We start from the raw sequence: 26696 nt of genomic DNA on the forward strand, positions 1-26696 counted from the left end.
GCCGCGATCCGGCGACGCCGCGATCCCGCGATCCCGCGATCCCGCGATCCCGCGATCCCGCGACGCCGCGATCCCGCGACCCCGCGACGCCGCGATCCCGCCACCCTGCGGCGAAGGGGACGGCCGGTGGCGAAGGGCTACCGGCCGGAGTCACGTGGCGGGGGATCGGTGAACTCGGAGGACGGCAGGTGCGCCGCGACCTGGGCCAGGTGGCGTCAGGATCGCCGGCGCTGCCGTCGTAGAGCCGCCCGGGCCGCTGGAGCGTCGCTCGGCGCCCCAGTCTCTCCAGGCTCCCCCGTCGTGAGGTGGTGCGCGAGGGAGGCGACGGTGGGATGGGCGTAGAGGGTGGTCAGCGGGATACGCCGGCGCAGGACGCCTTCGAGCCGCTGCTGGACCTTCGCCATGAGCAACGAGTGCCCGCCCTGGTCGAAGAAGGATCGCTCCCAGTCCACCTCCCGCACGTCGAACACGGCGCCCCAGGCGGCCGCGATCTCGGTGGCGAGCTCGGCCTCCGGCGCCGGCAGGTTCACCGCCCGCACCGGAGCGGGTCCGGGGTGCGGGTCTGGCAGGGCGGCCGTGTCGATCTTCCCGGTGGGAGTCAGGGGCAGCGTGTCGACTCCGACGATCTCGGCCGGAACCATGAAGTCGGGCAGCACCTCGGCCAGCCGCTCGCGCAGTCCTGAGGTGTCCTGTCCCAGGACGTAGGCCACGATGTGCGGCTCGCCGCGGACCTCGCGGGTGACGACGGCGGCCCGGGGCACCAGCGTGGCCAGCACGGCCTCGATCTCGCCGAGCTCGACGCGGTGGCCGCGGATCTTCACCTGCCGGTCGAGGCGGCCCAGGTAGGCCAGCCGGCCATCGGCGGACCACCGCCCCAGGTCGCCGGTCCGGTAGAAACGCATGCCGTCAGGATCGACGCCGAACCTGGCCTGGTCTCGCTCGGCGGCGCCCAGATAGCCGGCCAGGTACGGGCTGCGGATGACGATCTCGCCCTCCGCAGGGTCAGGCCTGAGCTCGATCTCCACGCCGTCCAGGGGCCGCCCGATGGGCACGACCGCGTCGTCGCCCATCTCGGCCGCGGTCAGGTGGTTCTGGACGACGAAGGAGATCTCGGTGGCCCCGTAGCCGTTGACGAAGACGCTGGAGGCGGGGAAGTGCCGCTGGAAGCGGTCGAGGTCGTGGCGGACGACCTCCTCCCCGCCGAGGATGACGACTCGGACATCCGACAGCACCTCTCCCTCGGAGAGGGAGTCCAGCAGATAGCGGTAGACAGTCGGCGTCGAGTGATAAATCGTGACTTGTCCGTCTACGAGCGCCTCCCTCAGCTGACCCAGGCCATGCAGCCGGAGGTCGACGGGCACCACGGCGGCCCCGTTGAGCAGCGCGGAGAAGCCGTCCGTCACCGCCATGTCGTAGCTGAAGGAGGAGACGACGCTGATCCGATCGGTAGGACGGATACGCAGGTTGTTGGTATGCGTCCGGATCTGGAACAACGCCCCCCGATGAGTCTGCACGACCCCCTTGGGGCGCCCCGTGGAGCCCGAGGTGAACAGGATGTACGCCGGGGAGCCCGGATCCACGGTGACGGGCCGGAAACCCGGCGCCGGCGGCATCGAGGTGAGGTCGACGAGTTCGCCGGTGAGCAGGTCCTTGTGCTCGGGCACGGTCACGACCAGCTCCGGCCGGGCCAGCTCGGACATGCTCGCCAGGCGGGCCGGCGGATAGGCCGGATCGAGCGGTACGTAGGTGGCCCCGGCCGTGAGCACGCCCAGGATGGCGGCGACCATTCTCGGGCCGTGCCCGACCAGGAGCCCGACCCTGGAGGCGCCGTGCACCGCCGACGCCACGGCCTGGACCTCCCGTGCGAGCTCGGCGTAGGTGAGCGGGCCCTCCTCGCCGAGCACCGCGACCCGGTCGGGATGCTCGGCGACGACGGCCCAGAACCGGGCGGCGATGGACTCCTCGAGCCACTCCGCCCGGAACTCGCGATGCTCGGCGTGCATGGGCTACCTTCCTCGCGCCACGCGCGGGATCGTGGTGGCGAAGGCCGCCGGGGCGGATGCCGGGGTGGCCGGCTGCTCGGCGCGGATCTGCTCGACCCTGGCGGCCATCTGCCGCACGGACGGGGCCTCGAAGAGCGTGCGCATCGGCAGCTTGACGCCGACCGCGGCCCGAGCCTGCGCGATCAGCTGGACCGCGATGAGAGAGTTGCCGCCGAGCTCGAAGAAGTCGTCGTCGGCACCTACGTCGGGCACGCCCAGGATCTCGCTCCACACCCGGGCCAGCGCCGCCTCCACCTCGCCTTCCGGCGCGACGAAGTCCTCGGTCCTGGCCACCGGGGCCTGGGCCTCGAGGCTCTGGCGGGTCAGCCGCTCCCGCCGGGTGATCTCGGCGAGCGCGGTGGCGCTGATGACGACCTGCGGGCCGAGGTCGGCCGCGGCCAGCACGCGGAAGAACGCCTCGGCGCCGTCCGCCGGGCGGATGCCGGTGTCGGACCGCTGGTCCCCGGAGCTCAGCGAGCCGGTCACCGCCGAGGCGTCGATGCGCCTCAGCACGAACTCCTCGATCTCCACGAGCACCGTGCCCGCCTCGTCCATCAGCGTCAGGTCGGCCGTGACGACCTCGGCACCGCCGTCGCCCCTGCGCCGCAGGCGGCTGTAGAAGCGGTCCGGCAGCGCCGACCTGACCAGCAGCCGGCCGTAGCTCAGCGGCAGGTAGGCGCCGCCGCCGTTGCCCCTGCCGAAGGAGGTGGCCACGTCGAGCAGCGCGGGGTGCAGGCCCCAGCCACCGACCTCCGCCGCCACCTGCTCGGTCCCCTCGACGAAGGCGAGCTCCTCGCCCTCGGTCCGCCAGATCAGCTCGGGCGAGCGCCACCGCGGACCGAACGTCAGCACTCCGGCGTACTCGCCGTCCTGCTCGGCCTCCGGCGTCATCCCTGCCTTCAGCGCCGCCACGTCCACGGCCGCGGCCGGTGCGGGCCGTACCCACGCCGCCGCGCCCTGGGTGTGCAGCCGCTCGCCGGCGCGCACCTCGAAGGCCGAACCGCCGGCGAAGGCGACCACGAGCTCGGTCGTGGTGTCGTCCGGCACGGCCAGAGGCTCCAGGAAGACCACGTCGCGCAGCTCCACCGCGTGGCCCTCATCCGGCGCGGGGACGACGGCCGCGAAGGCCGCCCTGGCGCATTCCAGCTGCCCGGTCGCGGGCAGCACCGGCACCCCGCCGATGCGGTGCTCGTCCAGCACCCAGTGGGTGTCGGCGGCCAGCGGCCCCGACGCCCGGTCGTGGGTACGGCTGCGCACGACCGGGTGGTCGACGGGCGTTCCCTCGGCGACGGTGGTCGGGCTGCTGGTGGCGGCCAGGCCGGTGGCGTCGGCGTTGGCGGCCATGCCCACCTCCAGCCACGCGCCCCAGTTGAGGCTCACGACGCGGGTGCCATGCCGGGCGCGGGCGAAGGCGTCCTGGAAGGCGTTCGCCGCGCAGTAGTCGACCTGGCCGAAGCCGCCGCTGACGGCGGTGACCGACGAGCAGAGCGCGACGAAGTCCAGCCCGAGGTCGCCGAAGACGTCGAACAGCGCGGCGGTCCCGGCGACCTTGGGGTCGAGTACGGCCTGCGCGACGGCCCGTTCCTTGATCTCGGCCATGCCACCGCCCGGCAGGCCGGCGGCGTGCACGATGCCGTGCAGCCCGCCATGCTCGGCCAGGATCTGCTGCCTGACCTCGCGCAACCGGGCAGGATCGGTGACGTCGGCGGCCAGGACCGTCACCTTGCCGCCAGCCTGCTCGATCCGGGCGATCGTGCGCGCGGCCCTCGGCGAAACCCTGCCGCTGCGGCCGAGCAGCGTCACGCGGGCCCGCAGCCGGGTGCCGAGGTGCTCGGCGAGGGTGAGGCCGATACCGCCCAGGCCACCGGTGATCAGGTAGACGCCCTCCTCGCGCAGCCCGGAGTCGCCCTCGCTCGGCCGTACCGGCTGGAAGTCGCGGACCCACCGGCGCCCGCCTCGCAGGGCCAGCACGTCGCCCGCCGGCTCCCTGCGCAGCTCGGCCAGGACGCTCGCGGCGGGGGTGCCACCGGATTCGAGGTCGAGCTGGCGCACCTGGAGGCCGTCGACCTCCAGCGGCACGACCCTGGCGATGCCCGCCACGAGCGCGTACTCCGGCCGGGTCAGGTCGGCGCCGCCCAGGGGGTCCTCGGTGCCGCAGGTGAGCACGTCGAGGCGGACCCCGTCGGCCCGCTGCGCGGCGGTCAGGGCCTGGACCAGGGAGAGGAGGCTGAAGAAGCCGTGCTCCTGCGCCTGGGCCCGGTCGCTGTCCAGCGCCCAGGCGTGCACGATGCGCGAGGGCAGCGAGTCGCCGAGCGCGCTGATCAGGGCGTCGTAGTCGGCGCGCTCGCCGGCGCGTACGGTGAACTCGCCGGAGTAGTCCGCACCGGGGCGGACCACGCTCACGTCGGCACCCTGTGCCCGGAGCGCCGCCACCAGCTGCTCGCCGCGCTCCCCGCTGACGAAGGCGAGGCAGCGGGTGACCGGCTCGCCGAGCGGGGAGGGCGTGAGCTGCTGCCACGCGGGGATCTCGAACCAGTCCTCCAGCGCCCGGGGGCCGGAGGGCTGCTGCGCCTTCGGCTTGGCCCCTGCCTCACCGGGCGGGATGAAACGGTACTCCCGCTCGTAGGGGTAGCCGGGCAGCGGCACCCGGTGGCCCTGCTCGCCGTCCATGATGATCGGTACTCCGGCCGACCACAACCGGGCGGCGGAGCCGTACAGCACGTCCAGGTCGCCGACCGTCTCGCCGGGGCCTGGCAGGCTGGCGAGCGGCGGCAGCACGTCCTTGGCGCCGCGCAGCTGCATGCGGGCGAGCTGGGCCAGCTGCTTGCCGGGCCCGCACTCCAGCATCACCCAGTCCTTCTCGGCCAGCAGCCGGGCCACGCAGTCGCCGAAGCGCACCGGACGGCGGATGTGTCCGGCCCAGTAGGCCGGGTCGACGGCCTGGTCGGGGGTGATCCAGTCGCCGGTCACGTTGGACAGGAACGGCAGGGCGGGCCTCTGCCGCGGCACGGCGGCCACGAGGGATTCGAACTCCGCCAGGATGGGCTCCATCATCGGCGAGTGGAAGGCGTGCGAGGTCCGCAGCCGGGTGGCCTTGACGCCCTTGCCGTCGAGCAGCTCGGCGAAGGCCGTGATCGCCTCGTCCGTCCCGGCCACCACGCAGGTGCCAGGGCCGTTCACCGTGGCCACGCTCACCCCGTCGATGAGCAGCTTGGCGACCTCCTGCTCGTCCTTCATCACCGCGAGCATCGAGCCGGCAGGCATCGACTGCATCAGCCGTCCGCGCGCGGCCACCAGCCGCAGCGCGTCGGGCAGGGTGAACACGCCGGCGAGTGTGGCGGCGACGTACTCCCCGATGGAGTGACCGATCATGCCCGAGGGCTGCGCGCCGAGCTCCTGCCAGAGCCTGGCCAGCGCGTACTCCACGGTGAACAGCGCGGGCTGGGTGAAGCGGGTCTCGCGCAGCTTGTCGTCGCCGCCCTCGGCGAACATCAGCTGCCTGATGTCCTCGCCCAGCTCGGCACGGAGGAGCTCGGCGCACTCGTCGACGGCGGCGGCGAAGGACGGCTGGGCCGCGTAGAGCGCGGCGCCCATGCCCGCGTACTGCGCGCCCTGCCCGGAGAAGAGGAAGGCCACCTTGGGCAGCGTCCCGCCCGCGGTCCCTGCCGGGTGCCGCTTGGGGTCGGTCAGCGCGCTCACCGCGCCGGCCAGGTCGTCGGCCACGACGGCGACGCGGTGCCGAAGCTCCGGCCGGCCAACCCGCAGCGTGTGGGCCACGTCGGAGACGGAGAGCTCGGGGTGCTCGGTGAGGTGCTCGGCGAGCTGGGTGCGCATGGTGTCGAGCGCGCTCTCGGTGCGGGCCGAGAGCCGTAGCAGCTGCGGCCCCCGCGCGCTCGTGGTGGCGGCGGGTGGCGGCGCCTGCTGGAGGATCACGTGGGCGTTGGTGCCGCCGATGCCGAAGGAGCTCACCGCCGCCCGGCGCGGGCCGTCCTCCCACTTGGTGGGGGTGGAGACCACGTAGAAGGGGCTGGAGTCGAAGTCGATGGCGGGGTTGGGCCGCTCGAAGTTGATGCTGGGCGGGATCAGGCCGTGCTCCATGGCGAGCACCGCCTTGATCACTCCGACGACGCCGGAGGCCTGGCTGAGGTGGCCGACGTTGGACTTCACCGAGCCGATGCCGCACCAGCCGCGATCGTCGGTGCTGCGCCGGTAGACCTCGCTCAGGGCGGCCACCTCGATAGGGTCGCCGAGGGCGGTGCCGGTGCCGTGCGCCTCGACGTAGCCGATGGTGCGCGGGTCCACCCCGGCCACGCCGAGCGCCTCGGCGATCACCTCGGTCTGGCCCGCGTGGCTCGGCGCGGAGAAGCCGATCTTGTTGCTGCCGTCGTTGTTGATCGCGTTCCCCAGCACCACGGCCCTGATGTGGTCGCCGTCGGCCAGCGCGTCCTCCAGACGCTTGACCACGAGCACGCCGACGCCGCTGCCCCAGATGGTGCCGTCCGCGCGGGAGTCGAACGGCTTGACGTGCCCGTCGGAGGTGGTGAAGCCGTCCATGGCCGGGTAGCCGGCGCCGTGCGGCAGCTCCACGCAGACCCCGCCGGCCAGCGCCATGTCGCACTCCCCGTTGCGCAGCGACTCGCAGGCCAGGTGCAGGGCGACCAGGGAGGAGGAGCAGGCGGTGGTGACGGTCATGGCCGGTCCCCGCAGGTTCAGCCGGTAGGAGACCGTGGTGGCCACGTAGTCGATGTTGTTGCCGATCGACATGCCGAGCTTGACCGCGTTGCTGTCCAGATCGGGGTTGGTCTGGAGGTTGAGCCACTGGTACTGGCTGGGCCCTGATCCGCCGTAGACGCCGATGGAGCCTTCGTAGGTGGCCGGGTCGTAGCCGGAGTCCTGCAGCGCGGCGTGCGACTGCTCCAGGAAGATCCGCTGCTGCGGGTCGGCGAGCTCCGCCTCGCGCGCGCTCATGCCGAACAGGCGGTTGTCGAAGCCCTCCATGTCGATCATGACCGGCGCGGCCTTGACGAAGGAGGGACTGGCCAGCTCCTCCGGAGTCGCACCCCAGGCGAGCTGCTCCTCGTCGGTGAAGAAGGTCACCGACTCCACTCCGTCGACCAGGTTGCGCCAGAACTGGCCGAGATCGTTCGCGCCCGGCACGCGGGCGCTCATGCCGATGATGGCGATGGGCTCGGCGCCCGAGTCGTTGGACAACTCTGTCACTGTCTCCTCCTGCGCTTGTCCCGCAGCTGGCGGCGTGTGTCGGCACGCCGGTCGGCGCGGCTCAGTTCCGGATTCGCGGCATCACCGTCGAGGTGGGCGGCCAGCGCGCGTACGGTCGGGTAGCGGAACATGTCCACGACCGTCACCTGGCGCCCGGTCAGGGCGGCCAGGCGGTCGCGGACCACGACGACGGCCATGGAGGTGCCGCCGACGTCGAAGAAGTTGTCGGTCGCGAGCACCTTGGCCCGGCCGAGCACGTCCCGCCAGATCCCGGCGAGCAGCCGCTCGGTGTCGGTGGCGGGATCCGCGCGGAGCCCTGATTCCGGTACGGCCTGCGCCGGCTCGTCCGTCACGCCGTGCGCGAGCGTGGTGACGTGCCTCAGCTCGAAGCCGGCCGCGGGGGCGCCCGGGTCGGCCACGGCCTGGTCGAGCAGGTCGATGAAGGACCGGAGCAGCAGCTCGATGCGCTCGGCGGTGTAGAGGTCGGTGTTGTAGACGAGGTCGACCGCGTACCTTCCGTCCCGCTCGACGACGTAGACCGTCAGATCGAACGGGGAACCCGCGGGCGCGGGCACGATGCCGGTGGAGTTCAGCCCCTTCAGCTCCAGCCGCGGCTCAGGGAAGTTGAAGACGTTGAAGAGCACCTGCACCAGCGGCGCCCGGCTGGGTTCACGGCGTATCGCCAGTGCTCCGACGATGTCCTCGATGGCGGCGCCGGGCCTGGCCATCGCGTCGATCATCGCATCGGCGCAGCCACGCACCCGCTCCGCGAAGGAAGCCTCCCCGGTCGAGCGCAGGCGGATCGGCACGATGTCGACGAAGAAGCCGATCAGGTCCTGGAAGGCCTCGTGCCTGCGGTCCGCCGCAGGGGTGCCGACCACGATGTCGTCACGGCCGGTGACGCGCCGGACCAGCTCGGCGAAGGCGGCCAGCCACACGCTCGGCGCGGTGGTGCCCAGCCGTACGGCCAGCTCGCGGATACCTGCCGTGGTCTCCGCGGTGAGCGCGGCGGTGGCCAGCGCGCCGGCGTGGCTCTGCACGATCGGCCGTGGGCGGTCCCTGGGCAGGTCGAGCGTCGTGGGGGCATCGGCCAGGGAGCGGGTCCACCAGGTCAGGTCCTCCGCGGCCCGCCTGCCGTCCCGCGCCGCTCGCCAGGCGGCGTAGTCGGCGAAGGTCGCCTCCGGTTCGTCCAGGACCTCGCCGGCGTAGGCGCGGGCCAGGTCGTCGAAGAACGGGCCCTCTGACCAGCCGTCGAAGACGGCGTGGTGGAAGGTCACCGCCAGCACGTGGTCGTCCGGGGCCAGCCGGAGCAGCCTGGCCTGCCAGAGGGGGCCGCGGGCCAGGTCGAAGTGCTGGGCGCCGGCCCGGTCCAGCCAGGCGTGGACCCCGTCCGGCAGGTCGTCCGGCCCGCCGCCCTGCCCGTCCGGCCGGCTGTCCGGCGCGCCGTCCAGGGCCTCGACCGCTATCCGCGCGGGTTCGAGCGCGGACACCTCCACGCGGGGCACACCGCCGTCGTCGGGCACCCGCCAGCGGAGCACCTCGTGCCGCTCGGCCACCGCGGTCAGCGCCCGCTCCAGCGCCGCCACGTCGAGCGGGCCGCGCAGGCGCTCGGCGAGCGCGATGTTGTAGGCGACGTTGCCGGGGAACAGCCGCTCCAGGAACCACAACCGGCGCTGCGCCGCGGTCAGCGCGGGCGGGCTGCCGGAGGGCAGCTCCTCGGCCACGGGAGGTGCGCCTTCCACCAGCGCCGCCAGCGCGCCGAGTGTGCGCGCGGCGTAGACGTCCTCCACCGCCACCTCACGCCCCAGCGCCTCGCGAAGGCCGCTGACCAGGCGCATGGCGCTGATGGAGTGCCCACCGCAGGCGAAGAAGTCGTCCTCCAGCCCAGGGACGCGGTCGAGCACCCGAGCCCAGACCTCGGCCACGGCGCGCTCGGCCGGCGATTCCGGCGGCGCACCCATGGCCGGGGCGTCAGGCACCAACGCGTGCAGCGCCTGGACGTCGACCTTGCCCGACGAGGACGTCGGCAGGCTGGGCAGGATCAGTATGTCGGCGGGGACCATCACCTCGGGCAGCCGCCCAGCGCAGTGCTCTCGCAGCAGGTCCGCGCTCACGCCGTCCCCCGTGCAGAAGGCCACGAGCCGGACGCCCGCGGGCCCCTCGACCGCCTCCACCACGGCGTGCCCGACCAGCGGGTGTCCGCGCAGCACGGTCTCCACCTCGCCGATCTCCACCCGCTGCCCGCGGATCTTGACCTGCCGGTCGGTCCTGCCCAGGAACGTCAGGTTCCCGTCCGGCTGCAGCACCACGAGGTCGCCGGTCCGGTAGAGCCGCTCGCCGTCGCCGCCGAACGGGTCGGGCACGAAGCGTTCGGCTGTCAGATCGGGTCGCCCCAGATATCCGCGGGCCAGCCCGACCCCGCCGACCAGCAGCTCGCCCGGCACGCCCGCCGGAACCTCGCGCAGTTCCTCGTCCACGACATGCACGCGGTGCCCCTGCTGGACGGCGCCGATCGGCAGCGGCCGGTCCCAGCTTCCCTCGGCCTCGAAGACGGTGACGGCAACCGTTGTCTCGGTCGGACCGTAGTAGTTGAGGAACCGGCTGCTCGCCCAGCGCTCCACCTGCTCGGGGCCGGGGGCCTCGGAGCCGGTGGTCAGCACCCGCCACTCGGGCAGGCGCGCAGGATCCAGCACCGGCAGCAGGGAGACCGGCAGGTCACCGGAGGTGACGCGGTGCTCCGCGCAGAAACGCTGGAGCCGTACGGGATCACGCCGGTCGTCCTCGCCTGCCAGCATCAGTGTGGCCCCTGCGGCCAGGTGCACGAACAGGTCGTGCACCGACACGTCGAACCCGAGCGAGGCGAAGGCGAGCCCGCGCGTGTCCTCGTCGACGCCCAGCAGCTCGATGTTCCTGAGCGCGTAGGCGCAGGCGCTGCGATGGCTGACCACCACGCCCTTGGGCGCGCCGGTGGATCCCGAGGTGTGCAGCACGTAGGCCGCGTTGCCGGGCAGCGCAGGACACCGTCCGGGCGCGGCGGGCGGGCCGTCCACCGGGACGGTCCGCACCCCGTCGAACAGCTCCGCGGTGGACTCGTCGACCACGACGAGGCGGAGCCCCGCGCTTCGGATGATCTGCTCCCTGCGCGCGGCGGGGCCGTCGGGGTCGAGCGGCACGTACGCGCCCCCGGCCAGAAGCACGCCGAGCACTCCGGTGACCATGCTCGGCCTGCGTCGCAGGCAGACTCCCACCAGATGCTCCGGCCCCACGTCCGGCAGCCGCGCGGCCAGGCCGCCCGCCCGCTCGGCCAGCTCGCCGTACGTGAGCACCTCCTGCCACTGCCGCACGGCAGGCGCCCACGGGCGGCGCTCGGCCTGGGCCAGCACCAGATCGGGCAGCGTCGTCATCCCGCGCCTCCAGGAAGGGGATCGACCATGTGCATGCGCAGCTCCGTGAAGTAACGGCGGCCCTCGGCGTCGGACAGCCAGGTCTGGCTCGGGCCTGGGAGCATCTCGGAAATCACCAGCCGCACGTCCTGCCCGGCGCCGAGGCGGGCCGAGCGGACCATCGAGCAGAGCAGGTCGGCGAAGACCGGGCTGGTGAGGTCGACGTAGAGCGGTTTGATCTCCGTGGACAGCTTGACGAAGACCTGCTCGGGCAGGCCGAGCTCACGCCGCCAGCGGCGCACTGCCAGGTAGCGCGCGCGCTCACCGCCGACGTCGGCCAGTCCTGTCGCGTCCACGGTGGTCCGCCAGGTACGGCGGGCGACGACCAGCCGGTCGATGGTGATCCTCGGGGTGTGCCGATCGCCTCCGACAAGCTTGAAGCCGTCCACGGCGTGGATCGACACCAGCTGCGAGAAGACCTCCAGCAGGGGCCGGCTCCTCCCGTCCGGCATGGTGGCCACCAGCTCCCCGTCCACCTCGTCGACCGGCACGGCCGTGGCGGGCACCAGCCGGCCTGGGTCGGCGCCGGGGGCGGCCGTCCAGCCCAGCTCGATGTCGGTCGGGTGCTCCAGCCCGTGCGCCACCCGGCCGGTGTAGCGGGGCCACTCCACCGGGTAGAGCGGCCTGACCCTGTCGGTTCCCAGGTCCTCGGCCAGCGCGTCGCGCAGCGGGCCGGGATCGGGGTGGGCGAGGGTGAAGACGGCGCAGTCGAAGGTCGCCCATGCGGCGTGCATCTCGCCCATGACCACCAGGTAGTCGCCGCGGTTGACCGCCTCGACGCTGTCTGCGCAGATCTGCAGGTCGGGGCTGTGCAACCGGCCGTCCGACCAGCCGGGTCCTGCTGCGGCGAACGCGTCGGAGGCGGCCAGCTCGCGGGCGGTGAAGGTCAGCTCGGCGGTGTCCTGGTCGACGTGGTCCAGGCCGAACAGCTCCGACCAGCGGCGGGCGAACTCCTCGGCGATGGCGTCCACGGGCCTGGGACCGGCGCCGAACAGCATGCCCTGGGCGAGGTACCACAGGTCCGACAGCAGCACAGGGCCGTCCGCGCGCAGATCCTCGTACAGCTCGCGCAGCGCCCGGCCGTAGGCCGTCGCCAGCTCGGCCGTCAGCCAGCGGGCGGCCTGGAGCATCAGCGCCATCGGCTCGGCGATACCGTCCATCAGCGGCTTGCCCACGGTCACTCGCACGTCGCGCGTGGTGTCCTCGTAGACCAGGCCGCGGCCGGCGTAGGTCTGGCCGGTCCTGCGGACCGGGTCGGTGCCGGTGACCTCGCTGAACACCGTGCTGAGCGCCTCCAGCGCGGCGCGCAGGGCATCAGGGTCGCCCGCGGCGCGCGCCACCTCTCGCTTGGCGGATACCAGCCGCTCCAGACCGGCATGGGCCCGCTCGCGCGCGGCAGGGTCCTCGATGCCGGCCAGCATCCGCCGGAGGTGCTCCTCGGCGTGCGGGCTCTGCGGCACGTCGCCCTGCCAGGTCAGCAGGCCGCGCTCGACCAGGAGGTCGAGCTGCAGGTAAGCGTCGGCTTCGGTGCGGATGCCCGCCTGCCCGGCCACCTCGGCGGCCACGTCGACGGCCCGGCGCGTGCCGTCGCATCGCGACAGCAGCAGTGCCTCGGCGGCCGACACCGGGACGGGCGGCTGCGCCGGCCGCCGCACCTGGCGGCCGTCCAGGATCAGCTGGGGTTGCAGGGCGGGCGGCAACCAGCGGCGTACCGCGAGATCCTCGGCCAGCTTCGCCGCGTACGCGCGCAGCGCCCAGTCCTCGAAGTACACGCGCCGGTCCGACAGGAGCCGTTCGCCGGGCAGTACCTCCAGCGCCGGGCCGTCCTCCGTGCACCGAACCCAGGTCACCGGCCCGAAGAAGCCCACCGTCTCGTTCTTGGCGCTGTAGCGCTGCCAGTACTTGACGGCGACGCGCTCCCGTTCGCGCCGCTTGCTGTCGCGGCGGCCGCCGCGGCTCAGGGCGTCCAGCGCGACCAGGGCACCCCGATTCTGCCAGGTGATCGCCTCGCGGAAGAGCGGGTCGGCGGCGATCCGGGTCAGCTCGTCGCCCAGCTCGTGCCCGGCCTCGGCGAGGATCTTGTCGAGGTCCTCCGCCGCGAGCTCGCCCGAGAGCAACGCGTCCGCCGCCTGCGCGCAGCCGGGGGCGGACAGGCGCGCCAGGCCGTCGGCAGGGAAGCCGGTGCTGCGCAGCAGCGCCTCGCTCCACACCCACCAGCCGGTGTCGCCGAGCGGCATGCGGTGGTCGCTCACGCGCGCATCCGGTCCGGAATCGCGCACCCGGTCCAGAATGTGGTCACGCCGCTCGCGCAGGAAGAAGTGGCCGCCGGGCTCGACGCTGAGAGTGAAGCCGGCGCTGGTGTGCCTGGCCCAGCCCCGCATGGCCTCGACGGAGATCGACTTGTCGTCGGCTCCGGCGAAGGCCTCGATCGGCACCTCGATCGGCGGCCCCGGCTGGTAGACGTACTCGTGCAGCCAGGTGAAGTCCGCGCGCAGGACCGGCAGGAGGAGCTCGCACAGCTCCGGCTCGGCAACCAGCTCCTCCGGCAGGCCGCCGAGCTCGGTGAGCCTGGCGATCAGCTCCTCGTCCGACACCTCCGACAGCACGCCGAGCGGTTCCACGTGGTCCGGCGGCCGGCACCCGCCCAGGTACAGCCGCTGCGGCAGCCGTTCGCCCCGCCTGGTCAGCTCGCGGGTCACCTCGAAGCCCAGCCTGCCGCCCATGGAGTGCCCGTAGATCGCGTACGGCCGGTCGGCCCGGGCGGAGACGGCGTCGGCGAGCTCCCCGATGTCGATGCCGAAGGGCTCCAAGAAGCGGCCCTCCCTGCCCGGAAGGACCATGGGCAGCACCTCGATCCCCGGTCCCGCCGCGGCGGCCCAGCCCTGGAAGGCTCCGGCCCCCGCGCCCGCCCACGGCAGGCAGAACAGCTGCATGGGCGCCGAGTGGCGGGGTTGCGGAACGGAGAACCAGCGGTCGAGCCAGGTGTCGGGTCTCATGGTCAGACCTCCTGCCGTTGGAACGGGTAGGCGGGCAGGGAGACGATGCGGCCGTCCGCCGCCGGCCAGGCGGGCTCGTCGCCCGCCACCCAGGCCTCGGCCGCCCGCGTCAGGTCCTCCGGCGCGTCCTGCGGCAGGCCGCGCAGCCGGGCGACGGCCTCGGGCAGGTCCCGGCAGACGATCGCCGCCCTGTAGGCGAACGCTCGGCGTCCGGCGGTCAGCGTGTGGGCGACGTCGTCCAGGTCGGTCAGGGGAGCGGCCTCCAGGTGGTCGGCCAACCGCATGCGGGCCTGGCGCAACGCCTCGGGCGTTCGGGCCGAGACGGGCAGGACACGCCAGCCGGTGGAGGCCGGGCGCGGCGGTTCGCCGGCGACCTGCTCGACGATCACATGGGCGTTGGTCCCGCCCAGGCCGAAGGAGCTCACCCCGGCCCGCCGGGTCTCCGCCTCCCAGGCCACGTTCTTGACCGGCACGTAGAAGGGGCCGAACTCGACGTCCGGATCGGCGCGCTCGAAGTGGAGGTTGGCCGGGATGACGCCGTGCCGTACCGCCAGCACGGCCTTGATCAGCGCCGCCGCGCCCGCCGCAGCGTCGAGGTTGCCGAGGTTGGTCTTGATCGAGCCGAGCGCGACGGCGCTCGGCGGCAGCGGGTCGTCGGAGAAGGCCTGGGCCAGGGCGGCGACCTCGATCGCGTCACCGACCACGGTGCCGCTGCCGTGCCCCTCCACGAAACCGATGGCGCCGGGCGCCAGCCCGGCGTCCGCCAGCGCCTCGGCCACCACGCTCGCCTGCCCGTCGAGCCCGGGGGCGGCGAACCCGGCCCGGCGGGCGCCGTCGTTGCCCACGGCCCAGCCCCGGATCACGGCGAGAACCTGGTCCCGGCTCTCGACCGCGTCCTGCAGGCGCTTGAGCGCCAGGACCGCGACGCCGCTGCTGTAGGCGCCGCCCTGACCGGCGGCGTCGAAGGCGCGGCAGCGGCCGTCGGGCGAGACCAGACCGCCGGGTGTGTGCAGGAAGCGGGGTTCCGTGACGCTCACCCCGCCCGCGAGCGCCAGGTCGCAGCGGTAGTCGAGCAGGTGCTGGGCGGCCACGCAGACCGCGGTGAGCGAGCTGGAGCAGGCGGTCTGCACGGCCATGGCGGGGCCGGTCAGGCCCAGCCGGTAGGCCACCTGGGCGGCCACGTAGTCGGGCGCGAAGCCCGGAACCAGCGGCTCGTCCGGGTCGCCGGTGAACTGCCGGTACAGGAAGTGCCTGTTGACCGAGGCACCGGAGAAGACGCCGATCAGCCCGTCGAAGGCCGCTGGGTCGCAGCCCGCGTCCTCCAGCGCGGCCCAGGACTGCTCGAGGAAGAGCCGTTGCTGGGGATCCATGGCGGCGGCCTCGTCCGCTGTCACGCCGAAGAAGTCGGCGTCGAACGCGGTCACGTCGGGCAGGCGGCCGCCCGCCCGCACGTGCGCCGGATCGGCCAGCAGCCGCTCACCCACCCCGAGCGCGCGCAGCTCGGCCTCGGTGTAGTCGTGCACGACGTCCACGCCGTCGAGCAGGTTGCGCCAGAGCGAGGGCACGTCGGGAGCGCCAGGGAAGCGCCCGGCCATGCCGACGACGGCGATCGCGTCCTCCGGGAGAGACATCAGCGGCAGACCACCGCGGCGACGTCCTCGACGGTCGCGACCTCGGTCATCGCCTCCGCCTCGAGCGGCGTGTAGTCCGCCGAGGTGTAGCGGCCCGACCCGTGCACCACCACGTCGCGCCAGTCGTCGGCAAGGCCGCGGTCGACGGCGTTGAGCACGCCCGTCAGTGCCATGACCAGGGACCATTCCCTGAGCCGGCGGAAGTCGGCGGGCAGTTCGCAGCCGGTCCCTGCGAGCAACTCGCGCACCTGCGGATAGCGGGCCACGCATTCGGCCAGCGAGACCACGATGCCGTCGCCGCCCGCGCGCTCGATGATCGCGTTCATCGAGGGAGAGGTGGCGGGCCGGTGGGTGTAGAAGGTCGGGTCGAGCACCTCGTCCGGGTCGTAGGTCAGCGCGGGGAAGCGCGGGTCGGCCGACTGCCGGTAGAGGCCGTCCGCCAGGGCGTACTCGGGCAGGTTGGCCCGCTCGAAGGATCCGTTGCGGAGGTTGAGCACCATGTCGGGGGTGCCGAGGTGCTGCACGAGCAGGCTGGCGGGCCGGTGCTCCGGGCTCGAGGAGCCGGAGTCCTCCAGCACGTCCCGGCCGCGGTGGTAGCCGAGCAGCCCGAAGGCGCTGGAGACCGCGTGCGCGTGCAGCCGGGGCCCGGTGACCGGGGAGACCGCGTGCTCGAAGTACGCCCTGGCGGTGTCGGCGACGAGATAGTTGGCCAGGTCCAGCGAGTACCACAGGTTCTCGCCCTTGGCCCGCAGGTCGCCGGCGTACTTGTCGGCGAAGGCCCGGCCGAGCGCCTTGACCTGCTCAGGCTCGGGGCCGTTGTAGACGAGCATCGGGTTCAGCTCGCGCAGCTCGGGGTCGGTGGACAGCCGGCTGGAGCGGAGCTTGGCCAGGCACGAGCCGGGCGCCAGGATCACCGTGCGCAGCTGGTCGGGGCGGACCAGCCCGGCCTCGATCGCGCGCAGCACCGCGTCGCGCAGCGCGACGCCCTTGTTGGCCGAGGTCGGCGAGAAGATCGTGACCGCTTCGCCGTACCGCCTGATGTACTCCACCGCGCGGGCGACGATCATCAACGAGGCGAAGGTCTTGGTGGTGCCCGTGGCGGGGTTGCCCGTGAGGTCGAGCAGGGTCAGCCGGTGCTCGCCGTACTCGCCGAGCGGTTCCCAGCGCGCGGTGGCCACCGACAGGAAACGTTCCACGTCCGCGTCGAGAGCGGGCAGGTGGTAACCGGGGGAGAAGCCGATGTCCGATCTGACCGGTTCGAGGTCGTCGACGCAGGCCGCGATCGAGGCGGGGAGGCGGTCGTAGTAGTCGATTAGCAGGTTCGCTGCGTGCATCGTCGGGCGCACCTCGTTAGGGGTAGGAGGGGAGGTCACGGAGCCGGTCTCTGAGCTGGGTGAAGGCTTTGGCGGCGGATTCCAGGTCCGCGGTGTGGAAGCCGCCGGCGAGGTCGGGGGCGACGCGGGCGAGCTCCTCCCGGGCGGCGGGGCCGAAGGCGACGCGCGTGCCCTCCACGACCACCCCGTCCTGTAGGGCTGAGCGCTGGTTGAAGGCGATGGCTTCGGCACGCTCCAGGCCCGGCGGCAGGCGCAGGCTCAGCTGACCGGCCGCGAGACGTACCGGGTAGCCGCCCGGCAGCCCGAGCGGGCCCGGCAGGGAGGTGTCGAGGTCGCCGCCGGTGAGCAGGCACCCCAGCACCCGGGCGGCGGTCAGGCCGGTGACGTGGTTGAGCTCGGTGCGCGAGGTGGCCCGCTGGGCGGCAAGGAGTGCGCCGACGTCGTCGAGGGAGCGGCCCTGGTGCCAGACCCGCGCCTCGTCCTCGGGGGAGGCGGGCGTGTACAGGTGGACATGGTGGGCGAGCACCTGCAGCTCTCGCTGGTCGGGCAGGCCGAGGGCGGTCTGGAGGCTGGCGGCCAGCAGGCCGGCGTTGCCGATCCCGCACAGCACGGGGACGCCGCACGCGGCCAGCACGGGGTTGACCGCGTCGGGGAAGCAGGCGTTGACGAACCAGGACCCAGTGCTGGCCGAGGCGAGTGCCGTGCCCGCGCGGACGGCGGACTCGGCCTGGAACGGCAGAGTGAGTCCGAAGCCGCCGCGCCGGAGCAGGGAGGTCCAGGCCGAGGGGGAGCTGAGCGACTCCCAGGGGGATTGGCTGGAGGCGGCCAGCAGCACGCCCGCAGGGGCGGCGGCCGCCAAGGCCTCAGGCAGGGGGTCCGTCACGGGGCGGAAGGTCACGCCGGAGCCGGCGATCGCGGCTCTGGCCATACCGACTTGGCATAGCTCAGCGGTCCGCGCCGGATCGCGCCCGATGACGGTGATCCGAGCCGGCGGCCCGGTCACGGCCAGGGCATAACAAACGGCTCTGGCCAGACCACCGGTGCCGATGACTGCCAATTCGGTCATGGGCCCTCCTCCGTCGGCCCCATGACCAGCTCACTGCGTCTATCGATGCCCCCGACAAGCTCAGTCGTGCTGCTCTGGCCGGCAAGCGGGAGGTAACTCTGCACCGCCATGCTGGACTGATGCCTCTCTACATGCTGGTAAGCACGGAATTAAGGATTTCCCCCAAAACGGACGGATCGCCCGTTATGTCCCCAAACCATCTTGGTGAGTTTGGGCCCGGCCTATATTCCACAGTTCACCAAGGTGCTGTCAATCCTCCGTTTTACGGTCATGAACACTGTCAGTGATCGTCAGATGCGGTTCTCCCGACAAGTGTTGACTTGCCGGGTACCTGTGGACTTCAATCGGCGCGGCACTTCGTTCGAAGCGACTACAGGGGCTGTCAGGACGGGATAAAGTGCCCAACTGTTCCATTATTGGCCGTAACTTGTCATGTTTTGCGGCTCCAGGTCCCACATTGTTCTTTGGCGCGTCCGGCAACCCCTGACGCGGCGAAAGGGAGATAGGCGTACCCATGCCCAGTGGCGACTACAAGGTAGTGATCAACCACGAGGAGCAATACTCGATCTGGGCATCAGATCGCCCCACGCCGACCGGCTGGCGGGATGAAGGATTTTCGGGGGACCGTAATAGCTGCCTTGAGCATGTCGACAAGGTCTGGACGGATATGAGGCCCCGCAGTCTGCGTGAGGCCATGCAGGAGTCCGAGCAGGCGTGAGCGCGCCTATGGATCAGGCGTCCGGTTTCGCGCTTCCTGCCTCTTTCGCGCAGGAGCGGCTCTGGTTTGTGGACCAGCTGGAACCTGGGCTCGCCGTGTACAACATCCCGTTCGGCACCAGCCTGCCGGCCGGTGCCGAACCTGACGCCGTGACCGCGGCCCTGACCAGGGTCGTCGCCCGCCACGAGGTGCTGCGAACCGCGGTGGAAAACCGCGACGGCGTGCCGACCCAGATCGTGCTGCCCGAGGTCCCGATCGAGGTCCCGGTCACCGACCTGCGTGGACTCCCCGCCGATGAGCAGCAGACACGGCTCTCCCAGGTGCGTGAAGCCGACGCTGCCCGGTCCATATCGCTCGATCAGGCCCCGCTGTGGCGGGCGCGCCTGATCCGCACCGGGGGCGAGCGCGACCACCTCTTCTTCACCGTCCATCACGTCGCCTTCGACGCCGCCTCCGTGGCGATCTTCCAGCGGGACTTCCTGGCCTGTTTCGGCGAGGCCGACCTTCCCGAGCTGCCCATCCAGTACGGCGACTTCGCCGCCTGGCAGCGCGGGCGATGGGACGGCGGCGAGCTGACCGACCAGCTCGGCTACTGGCGCAAGCAGCTCGCCGACCTGCCCGAGCCGCTGCGGCTGTCGCCCAGGGCGCCCGACCAGGGCCTGCCGCGGCACGCCGGCGGCGACATCGGCTTCGAACTGCCCGCCGCCACCGTGCAGGGCGTGCACCGGATGGCGCGGGAGCGGCACACCACACCCTTCGTGGTGCTGCTGGCCGGGCTCAAGGCGCTGCTGTCCCGCCTGGCCGGGCGGGCGGATGTGGTGGTGGGCTCCCCGGTGGGCGGGCGGCCGCTGCCCGAGCTGGAGCCTCTGATCGGCAACTTCGTCAACACCCTGCTGCTGCGCACCGAGTGCGCGCGGGAGGTGAGTTTCGACCAGCTGGTCGACCGGGTGCGGACCGCCGTCTTCGACGCCCTCGATCACTCCGAGGTGCCCTACGAGCGGCTCGTCGAGGAGTTCCGGCCGGATCGTTCGGACGGCGTGGGCGCGCCGCTGCATCAGGTCGTGTTCAACCTGCTGCCCTCTCTGGTGACCAACGGGCAGGTACGCAACGGCACCGCCAAGGTGGACCTGCTGATCGACCTCGCCGAGGTGGACGGGCGCATCGACGGGCGCATCGAGTACGCGGCCGCGCTGTTCGACGAGGCCTGGACGAGGGATTTCGCCGCCCGCTACCGCAACCTGCTCGACGCCGCCATGGCCGCGCCGGAGACCTCCCTGGCCGACCTGCCGCTCCTGCTGCCCGGCGAGGAGGAACGCCTCACCACGGCACCACCCCCCTTCAGCGCCGAGTTCGACACCGTGACGGAGGCCTTCGCGGCCCAGGTGGCCGCCCGCCCCGACCAGGTGGCGGTGGCCGACGCCCAGGGACGCAGCCTGACCTACGCCGAGCTGGACCGCAGGTCCAACCGGCTGGCCCACCGCCTGGCCGGAGTGGCCCGCCCCGACACCCCGGTGGCGATCTTCCTGGACACCGACGTCGAGCTCGCCGTGGCCGTGCTCGCCGTGCTCAAGGCGGGCGCCGCCTACCTGTCGCTGGACCTGGAGCACCCTGCGGAGCGGCTGCGCCGGCTGCTGGCCGACTCCGGTGCGACAGCCGTCATCACCAGCGCGGAATTCGACACCGACCTTCCGGTCATCGACGTGCGCGAGACGGATGAGCTGCCGGAGACGGCCCCCGAGATCACCCGTCACCCGGACATGCTCGCCTACGTCATCTACACCTCCGGCTCGACCGGCCTGCCCAAGGGAGTGGGCATCGCCGACCGGCACCTCACGGCCTACGTGGCCGGGGTCAGCGGGCTGCTCGGCCTGGCCCCTGGGTTGCGCCACTCGATGGTGCAGCCGCTGACCTTCGACTTCAGCGTCACCGTCTTCCACGGTTCGCTGCTCACCGGCGGCACGCTCCACCTGGCTCCGCGGGAGCGCGCGACCGACGCGGCGTGGATCGCCGAGCACCTCCGGCGCGACCGGATCGACGTGCTGAAGATCACGCCGTCGCATCTGGCCGCCCTGCAGCTCGACCAGTTGCCCGCGCGCACGCTGGTGCTCGGCGGCGAGGCGTCTCGCTGGGATTGGGTACGGCAGCTGCGCGCCCGTCCGCACGGCCCCGCGGTCGTCAACCACTACGGACCCACCGAGACCACCGTCGGCGTGCTCGGCCTCGCGGGCGATCAGGAGCCGGCCGGAGCGGGCGCGGTCACGCCCATCGGCTTCCCGCTGCCCCATGCCGAGGCCTATGTCCTCGATGAGGACCTGCGCCCGGTGCCCGACGGGGTCGTCGGCGAGCTGTGCGTCGGCGGCGTCACCGTCGCCCGCGGCTACCTGGGCCGGCCGGGACAGACCGCCGCCGTCTTCGTCCCCCATCCCTTCGGCCGGCCGGGTGCGCGCATCTATCGCACCGGCGACCGGGCACGGCGGCTGCCGGGCGGCGCCATCGAGTTCCTCGGCCGTGCGGACGGGCAGGTCAAGATCCGCGGGCACCGGGTCGAACCCGGAGAGGTGCAGGCCGTCCTGGCCGCCCATCCCGCCGTCACCGACTGCGTGGTGGTCGTGCGCGGGCAGCACGAGCCCGAGCTGGTGGCCTACGTCGTCGGCGACATCCGGCAGCTGCCCGCCTACCTGGCCGAGCGCCTGCCCGCCTACCTCATCCCCGCGCACCTGGTCGAGCTGCCCGCGCTGCCGCTGGCCGCGCACGGCAAGGTCGACCGGTCCAGGCTGCCCGACCCGCCCGACGCCGTGGAGGCCGAGCGGGTGCCCCCGCGCGGCCCGGTGGAGGAGCTGGTGGCCGGCCTGTTCGAGGCGCTGCTGGAGACCGGTCCCGTCGGCCGGGAGGACGGCTTCTTCGCGCTGGGCGGGCACTCCCTGCTGGCCATCAAGCTGATGGGCCGCCTGCGCAAGGCGTTCGGCGTCGGGCTCTCGCCCAGGGCGCTGTTCGAGTCGCCCACGGTCGCCGGGGTCGCCGCCCTCGTGGCCGCGGCGCAGGGCCGCGGTGCCGAGCAGGTCCCGCCGGTCCTCCCCGTCCCCAGGGACGGCCTGCTTCCCGCCTCCTACTCCCAGCGCCGGCTGTGGTTCCTGGACCAGCTGGAGCCGGAGCTGGCCGTCTACAACACGCACGTGCGGCTACGACTGCGCGGCGCCCTGGACGCGGCGGCGCTGGAGCGTGCCCTGGTCATGGTGGCCGCCCGCCACGAGGCGTTGCGGTCACGGTTCGTCCAGCGCGACGACGACCTGTTCGTGTCGGTGGCGGCCGAGGCCGTCGTGCCCTTCGAGGCGGTGGAGCCTTCCGAGCTGGAAGCCTGCGGTGCCCGCCGGTTCGATCTGACCGCCGAGCCGCCGATCCGGGCTGCTCTGGCACGGCATGCCGTCGATGATCACGAGTTGCTGGTGACGCTGCACCACGTCGTCACCGACGCGTGGTCGGCGGTGCTGTTCGCCCGTGAGCTGGGTGAGTGTTACGCGGGCCGGACGCTGCCTGAGCTGACCGTGCAGTACGCCGACTTCGCGGCCTGGCAGAAGGAGCGGGTGGAGGGCGAGCTGCGCGACACGCAGCTGGCCTACTGGCGCAAGCGGCTCGCCGGAATGCCGGAACGCCTGGAACTCCCGGCAGACCGCCCGCGCCCCGCTCGCCGGGACTACGTGGGCGCGAACGTCCCGATCACCATCCCCGGCCCAGTCGTGGAGCGGCTGCGTGCCATGGGCGCGCAGGAGAACGCCTCCCTCTTCATGACCATGGTCGCCGCGCTCTCGATCGCGCTGTCCCGCGCGACAGGGCAGCGGGACATCGTGGTCGGCACGCCCGCGGCCGAGCGCCCCAGGCCCGAGCTGGAGTCGCTGATCGGCTGCTTCCTCAACACGCTGGTGCTGCGTACCGACACCTCGGGCGACCCCACCTTCCGCGACCTGCTCAAGCAGGTCAGGACCACCACGCTCGAGGCGTTCGCCAACTCCGAGGTGCCCTTCGAGGCGCTCATCGAGGAGCTGCAGCCCGAGCGCGACCTGGGCGCGACGCCACTGGTCCAGGTGCTCTTCAGCCTGGAGGACGCCGACCGCCCCGCGGTCAGCTCGGGCGGGCTGACCATGGAGTGGCGGGGAACCGGCACCTCGACGGCCAAGTTCGACCTCACCATGTACCTGCGCAGGGAGCCCGGCGGGGTCGGCGGCATCCTGGAATACCGCACCGACCTGTTCGACGAGGCCACCGCACAGCGCATCGCCGCGCTCTACACCGAGGTGCTGGCCGCCGTCGCGGCCGGGCCCGAGCAGCCGATGTCGGCCCTGCCCGCGCTGACCGCCGCCGACGAGGCGCTGGTGGAGCAGTGGAACGACACGGGTGCGCCGGAGGAGTACGCCTCCCTGGCCGAGCTGCTGGCCCGGCGGGTGGCTTCCACGCCGGACGCGCCGGCTGTCTGGGACGGCTCCTGGTTGACGTATGCCGAGTTCGGCGCGCGGGTTCACGGGCTGGCCTCGGCGCTTCGCGAGCAGGGCGTACGGCTGGGCGACGTGGTCGGCGTCTGCCTGCCGCGAAGCGTCGACCTGGTCGTGGCCGTCCACGCGGTCGTGGCCGCAGGGGCTGCCTACCTGCCGCTCGATCCCGGCTACCCCGACCAGCGGCTGGACTTCATGGTCGAGGACGCCCGCGCCGGCGTGGTGATCACTGGGGAGCCCGAGCGCTTTCCTGGGCTTGTCACGGTGCCTCCGACCGCGTCCGCGGAAGGGCCGCTCGACCTCGCGATCCCCCCGACCGCGCCTGCCTACCTGATCTACACCTCAGGGTCGACGGGCGTGCCGAAGGGCGTGCTCAACTCCCACGAGGCCATCGTCAACCGGCTGACCTGGACCGATCACGCCTTCGTGTTCACCGCCGAGGATCGGGTCCTGCTGAAGACGACCTTCACCTTCGACGTGTCGGTCTGGGAGCTCTTCTGGCCGCTCATCTCCGGAGCCGGGCTCGTGGTCGCCGCTCCCGACGCGCACCGCGACCCGGCCGCGCTGGTCCGCCTCCTCGCGACCCACGGCGTGACCACCGTGCATTTCGTGCCGTCGATGCTGGACGCTCTCCTGGACGAGCCGGTCCTCGACCTGCCCTCGCTGCGCCGGGTCTACTGCTCAGGCGAGGCGCTGCCGTCTGCCCTGGTCGCACGGGCGCACGAGCGGCTGCCCGGCATCGAGGTGCACAACCTCTACGGTCCCACCGAGGCCGCCATCGAGGTGACCTGGCACAGGTCAGAGCCGGACGAGCCCCGCACGCCGATCGGCGCGCCCATCCGGGGCATCAGGATCGAGATCCTCGACTCCGACCTGCGCCGTGTTCCCGTCGGCACTCCCGGCGAGCTGTGCATCGCAGGGATCGGCGTGGCCAACGGCTACGCGCGGCGTCCCGGGCTGACCGCCCGGCAGTTCGTGCCCGACCCGTACGGCCCGGCAGGCGCGCGCATGTATCGCACCGGCGACCTGGCCCGCTGGTTGCCGAACGGCGAGGTCGACTACCTGGGCAGGATGGACGGCCAGGTCAAGATCCGTGGCATGCGCGTCGAGCCAGGGGAGATCGAGTCGCTCCTGGCCGCGCACCCCTCGGTCAGGAGCGCGGTGGTACAGCCCGTGCGGGGCGTGCTCGCCGCCTACGTTGTCGGCACGGCCGACCCGGCGGCGCTCACCGGCCTCCTGCGCGAGCGGCTGCCCGAGCACATGATCCCCGCCTCGTTCACCTTCCTCGACGAGCTCCCGACCAACGCCAACGGCAAGCTCGACCGCGCCGCCCTGCCGGAGCCCGGTCAGCTGCAGCAGGACTCGGCGGCCACCCCGCCGCAGGGTCCGGTGGAGGAGCTGGTCGCGACGCTGTTCGAGTCGGTGCTGGAAACCGGTCCGGTCGGCCGGGAGGACGGCTTCTTCGGGCTCGGCGGCCACTCGCTGCTGGCCATCAAGGTCGTCACCCGCCTGCGCGCCGCCTTCGGCATCGACCTGCCGGTCCGAGCCCTGTTCGAGGCGCCGACCGTGGCCGGCCTGGCGGAGCGCATCGCCGCCGCCCGCACCGCCACCTCGGCCGAGGTCGTGCCCATCCCGCGTGACGGGCTGCTGCCCGTGTCGTACGGCCAGCGGCGGCTGTGGTTCCTGGACCAGCTGGAGCGGGAGCTGGCCGTCTACAACACGCAGGTGCGGTTGCGCCTGCGGGGCCCGCTGGACGCGGCGGCGCTGGAGCGCGCGCTGGTCGCGATGGCTGCCCGGCACGAGGTGTTGCGATCGCGCTTCGTGGAGCGTGACGACGATGTGTTCGTGTCGGTGGCGGCCGAGGCCGCGGTGCCGTTCGAGGCGGTGCGGTCGGAAGAGCTGCAGGCCTTCGGGGCTCGGCGGTTCGACCTGACGGTGGAGCCGCCGATCCGGGCGGCTCTGGTACGGCACGCTTCGGATGATCACGAGCTGCTGGTGACGATCCATCACGTGGCCAACGACGCGTGGTCGTCCGGACTGTTCGCCCAGGAACTGGGCGAGCTCTACGCGGGTCGCGAGCTGCCCGACCTGGCCGTGCAGTACGCCGACTACGCGGCCTGGCAGCGGGACCGGGTGGAGGGCGAACTGCGCGACACCCAGCTGGCCTACTGGCGCGAGCGGCTGGCGGGCATGCCGGAACGTCTGGAGCTCCCGACGAGCAAGCCGCGTCCCGCTCGCAGAGGTCACGACGGAGGCAACGTCCCGTTCATGATCTCTCCCGAGGTCTCCGAACGCCTCCGGCTGCTCGGCGCGGACGAGAACGCGTCGCTCTTCATGACGCTCCTGGCCGCCTTCACCGTCCTGCTCGCCCGCCACACCGGACAGCGGGACATCGTGGTCGGCACCCCCGCCGCCGAGCGGCCCCGGCCGGAGCTGGAGCCGCTGATCGGCTTCTTCCTCAACACCCTCGTGCTGCGCACCGACTGCTCCGGCGACCCCACCTTCCGAGAGCTGATCGGCCGGGCCAGGAACACCGCGCTCGAGGCCTTCGCCAACTCGGAGATGCCCTTCGAGGCACTCGTCGAGGACCTGCAGCCGCGCCGCGACCTCGGCAGCACGCCGCTGGTTCAGGCGCTCTTCAGCCTGGAGGACGCGGAGAGGTCCGAGCTCCGCGTCGGCGAGCTGGAAGCCGAGTGGGTGAGCTCGGGCACGACCACCGCCAAGTTCGACCTGTCGCTGTATCTCCAGCGCTTCCCCGGCCAGCTCGGTGGGATCTTCGAGTACCGTACCGACCTCTTCGACGCCGACACGGTTTCGCGGCTGGCCGAGCACTTCGTCGCTCTCCTGTCCGCCGCCGTCGCCGATCCTGACCTGCCCGTCTCCGAACTGCCCCTCCTGACCGCCGATGTGGCGTCGGTGGAGGGGTGGAACGCGACCGGCGCGCCTCGGGAGTTCGTGGCGTTGCCCGACATGGTGGCACGGAGGGTGGCGTCGTCGCCGGACGCTCCTGCCGTCTGGGACGGCTCCTGGTTGACGTATGCCGAGTTCGGGGCGCAGGTGAACGCGCTGGCCTCGGTGTTGCGGGAGCAGGGTGTACGGCTGGGCGATGTGGTGGGCGTGTGCCTGCCGCGTGGCACCGATCTGATCGTGGCCGTGCACGCGGTGATGGCCGCCGGCGGGGCCTACATGCCCCTGGAGCCCGGCTACCCCGATGAGCGCCTGTCCTTCATGGTGGCCGATGCCGGAGCTCGCGTCGTGATCACCGAGGAGCCGCGGCGCTTCCCCGGGGTGACGGTGAGTCCGGCCGCGTCAGGGGACCCGGCTCCGCTTGGTGTCCGGATCCCGCCCAGCGCCCCCGCCTATCTGATCTACACCTCCGGCTCCACCGGCCGTCCGAAGGGCGTGCTCGTCTCCCACGCGGCCATCGCCAACCGACTCGTGTGGATGGGGGAGGCCTTCCCCCTGACCTCCGGTGATCGAGTCATGCAGAAGACGCCGTTCACCTTCGACGTGTCGGTGTGGGAGCTGTTCTGGCCCCTCATGGAGGGAGCCGGGCTGGTGGTGGCACCTCCTGGGGCACACCGCGACGCGGACGCCCTGGTCACGCTGATGCGACGGGAGAACGTGTCGATGGTGCACTTCGTGCCGTCGATGCTGGATGCCGTGCTGGACGCGGTCGCGGAGGAGCCCGACCTGGCGGTGCCGTCGTTGCGGCGGATCGTGTGCTCGGGTGAGGCGCTGCCCTCTTCTCTGGTGGCTCGC

General features: G+C 72.5%; 9 protein-coding genes. 2 read left to right on the forward strand and 7 right to left on the reverse strand.

From position 1 onward, the window contains the following. Positions 1–215: 215 nt before the first annotated feature. The 7 genes from ACFSKW_RS26775 to ACFSKW_RS26805 are packed head-to-tail and all read right to left on the reverse strand — an operon-like array spanning position 216 to position 17732. The gene (locus ACFSKW_RS26775; protein ID WP_379575198.1) at positions 216–2003 is read right to left on the reverse strand and encodes a non-ribosomal peptide synthetase; all 1788 of its coding nucleotides are present in this window, start codon (positions 2001–2003) and stop codon (positions 216–218) included. A 3-nt stretch (positions 2004–2006) separates the two neighbouring features. Continuing rightward, on the reverse strand, positions 2007–7262 hold the full coding sequence (locus ACFSKW_RS26780; protein WP_379575199.1) for a type I polyketide synthase: 5256 nt from the start codon (positions 7260–7262) through the stop codon (positions 2007–2009). Next, positions 7259–10666 carry an amino acid adenylation domain-containing protein gene (locus ACFSKW_RS26785; RefSeq protein ID WP_379575200.1) on the reverse strand — a complete coding sequence of 1136 codons (3408 nt, stop codon included), beginning with the start codon at positions 10664–10666 and terminating at the stop codon, positions 7259–7261. Before ACFSKW_RS26785 ends, ACFSKW_RS26780 begins: the two co-directional genes overlap by 4 nt. After that, positions 10663–13701, reverse strand: coding sequence for a thioesterase domain-containing protein (locus ACFSKW_RS26790; protein ID WP_379575201.1), 3039 nt, complete (start codon positions 13699–13701; stop codon positions 10663–10665). The genes ACFSKW_RS26785 and ACFSKW_RS26790 overlap by 4 nt, the downstream gene beginning before the upstream one ends. A gap of 2 nt (positions 13702–13703) precedes the next feature. Then, positions 13704–15332 (reverse strand): beta-ketoacyl synthase N-terminal-like domain-containing protein, encoded by a 1629-nt coding sequence (locus ACFSKW_RS26795; protein WP_379575203.1) that lies wholly within the window; start codon positions 15330–15332, stop codon positions 13704–13706. Then, on the reverse strand, positions 15332–16666 hold the full coding sequence (locus ACFSKW_RS26800; protein WP_379575204.1) for a DUF6002 family protein: 1335 nt from the start codon (positions 16664–16666) through the stop codon (positions 15332–15334). Before ACFSKW_RS26800 ends, ACFSKW_RS26795 begins: the two co-directional genes overlap by 1 nt. A gap of 16 nt (positions 16667–16682) precedes the next feature. Continuing rightward, positions 16683–17732 carry a Rossmann-fold NAD(P)-binding domain-containing protein gene (locus tag ACFSKW_RS26805; protein ID WP_379575205.1) on the reverse strand — a complete coding sequence of 350 codons (1050 nt, stop codon included), beginning with the start codon at positions 17730–17732 and terminating at the stop codon, positions 16683–16685. A 514-nt stretch (positions 17733–18246) separates the two neighbouring features. On the opposite strand from ACFSKW_RS26805, the gene ACFSKW_RS26810 reads away from it, so the two are divergent. Then, positions 18247–18450, forward strand: coding sequence for an MbtH family protein (locus ACFSKW_RS26810; RefSeq protein ID WP_379575206.1), 204 nt, complete (start codon positions 18247–18249; stop codon positions 18448–18450). Positions 18451–18458: 8 nt separating this feature from the next. After that, on the forward strand, positions 18459–26696 hold an 8238-nt coding region (locus ACFSKW_RS26815; protein ID WP_379575211.1), incomplete at its 3' end, for a non-ribosomal peptide synthetase.

Source organism: Nonomuraea mangrovi (genome assembly GCF_042681425.1).
In the GTDB taxonomy this organism is placed as follows: Bacteria; Actinomycetota; Actinomycetes; order Streptosporangiales; family Streptosporangiaceae; genus Nonomuraea; species Nonomuraea mangrovi.

What these genes read in the sequence shown, in the direction of transcription:
- ACFSKW_RS26775 (WP_379575198.1), bottom strand. Translation starts at nt 2,003, where the DNA reads ATGCACGCCGAGCATCGCGAGTTCCGGGCGGAGTGGCTCGAGGAGTCC.
- ACFSKW_RS26785 (WP_379575200.1), bottom strand. Translation starts at nt 10,666, where the DNA reads ATGACGACGCTGCCCGATCTGGTGCTGGCCCAGGCCGAGCGCCGCCCG.
- ACFSKW_RS26790 (WP_379575201.1), bottom strand. Translation starts at nt 13,701, where the DNA reads ATGAGACCCGACACCTGGCTCGACCGCTGGTTCTCCGTTCCGCAACCC.
- ACFSKW_RS26795 (WP_379575203.1), bottom strand. Translation starts at nt 15,332, where the DNA reads ATGTCTCTCCCGGAGGACGCGATCGCCGTCGTCGGCATGGCCGGGCGC.
- ACFSKW_RS26800 (WP_379575204.1), bottom strand. Translation starts at nt 16,666, where the DNA reads ATGCACGCAGCGAACCTGCTAATCGACTACTACGACCGCCTCCCCGCC.
- ACFSKW_RS26805 (WP_379575205.1), bottom strand. Translation starts at nt 17,732, where the DNA reads ATGACCGAATTGGCAGTCATCGGCACCGGTGGTCTGGCCAGAGCCGTT.
- ACFSKW_RS26810 (WP_379575206.1), top strand. Translation starts at nt 18,247, where the DNA reads ATGCCCAGTGGCGACTACAAGGTAGTGATCAACCACGAGGAGCAATAC.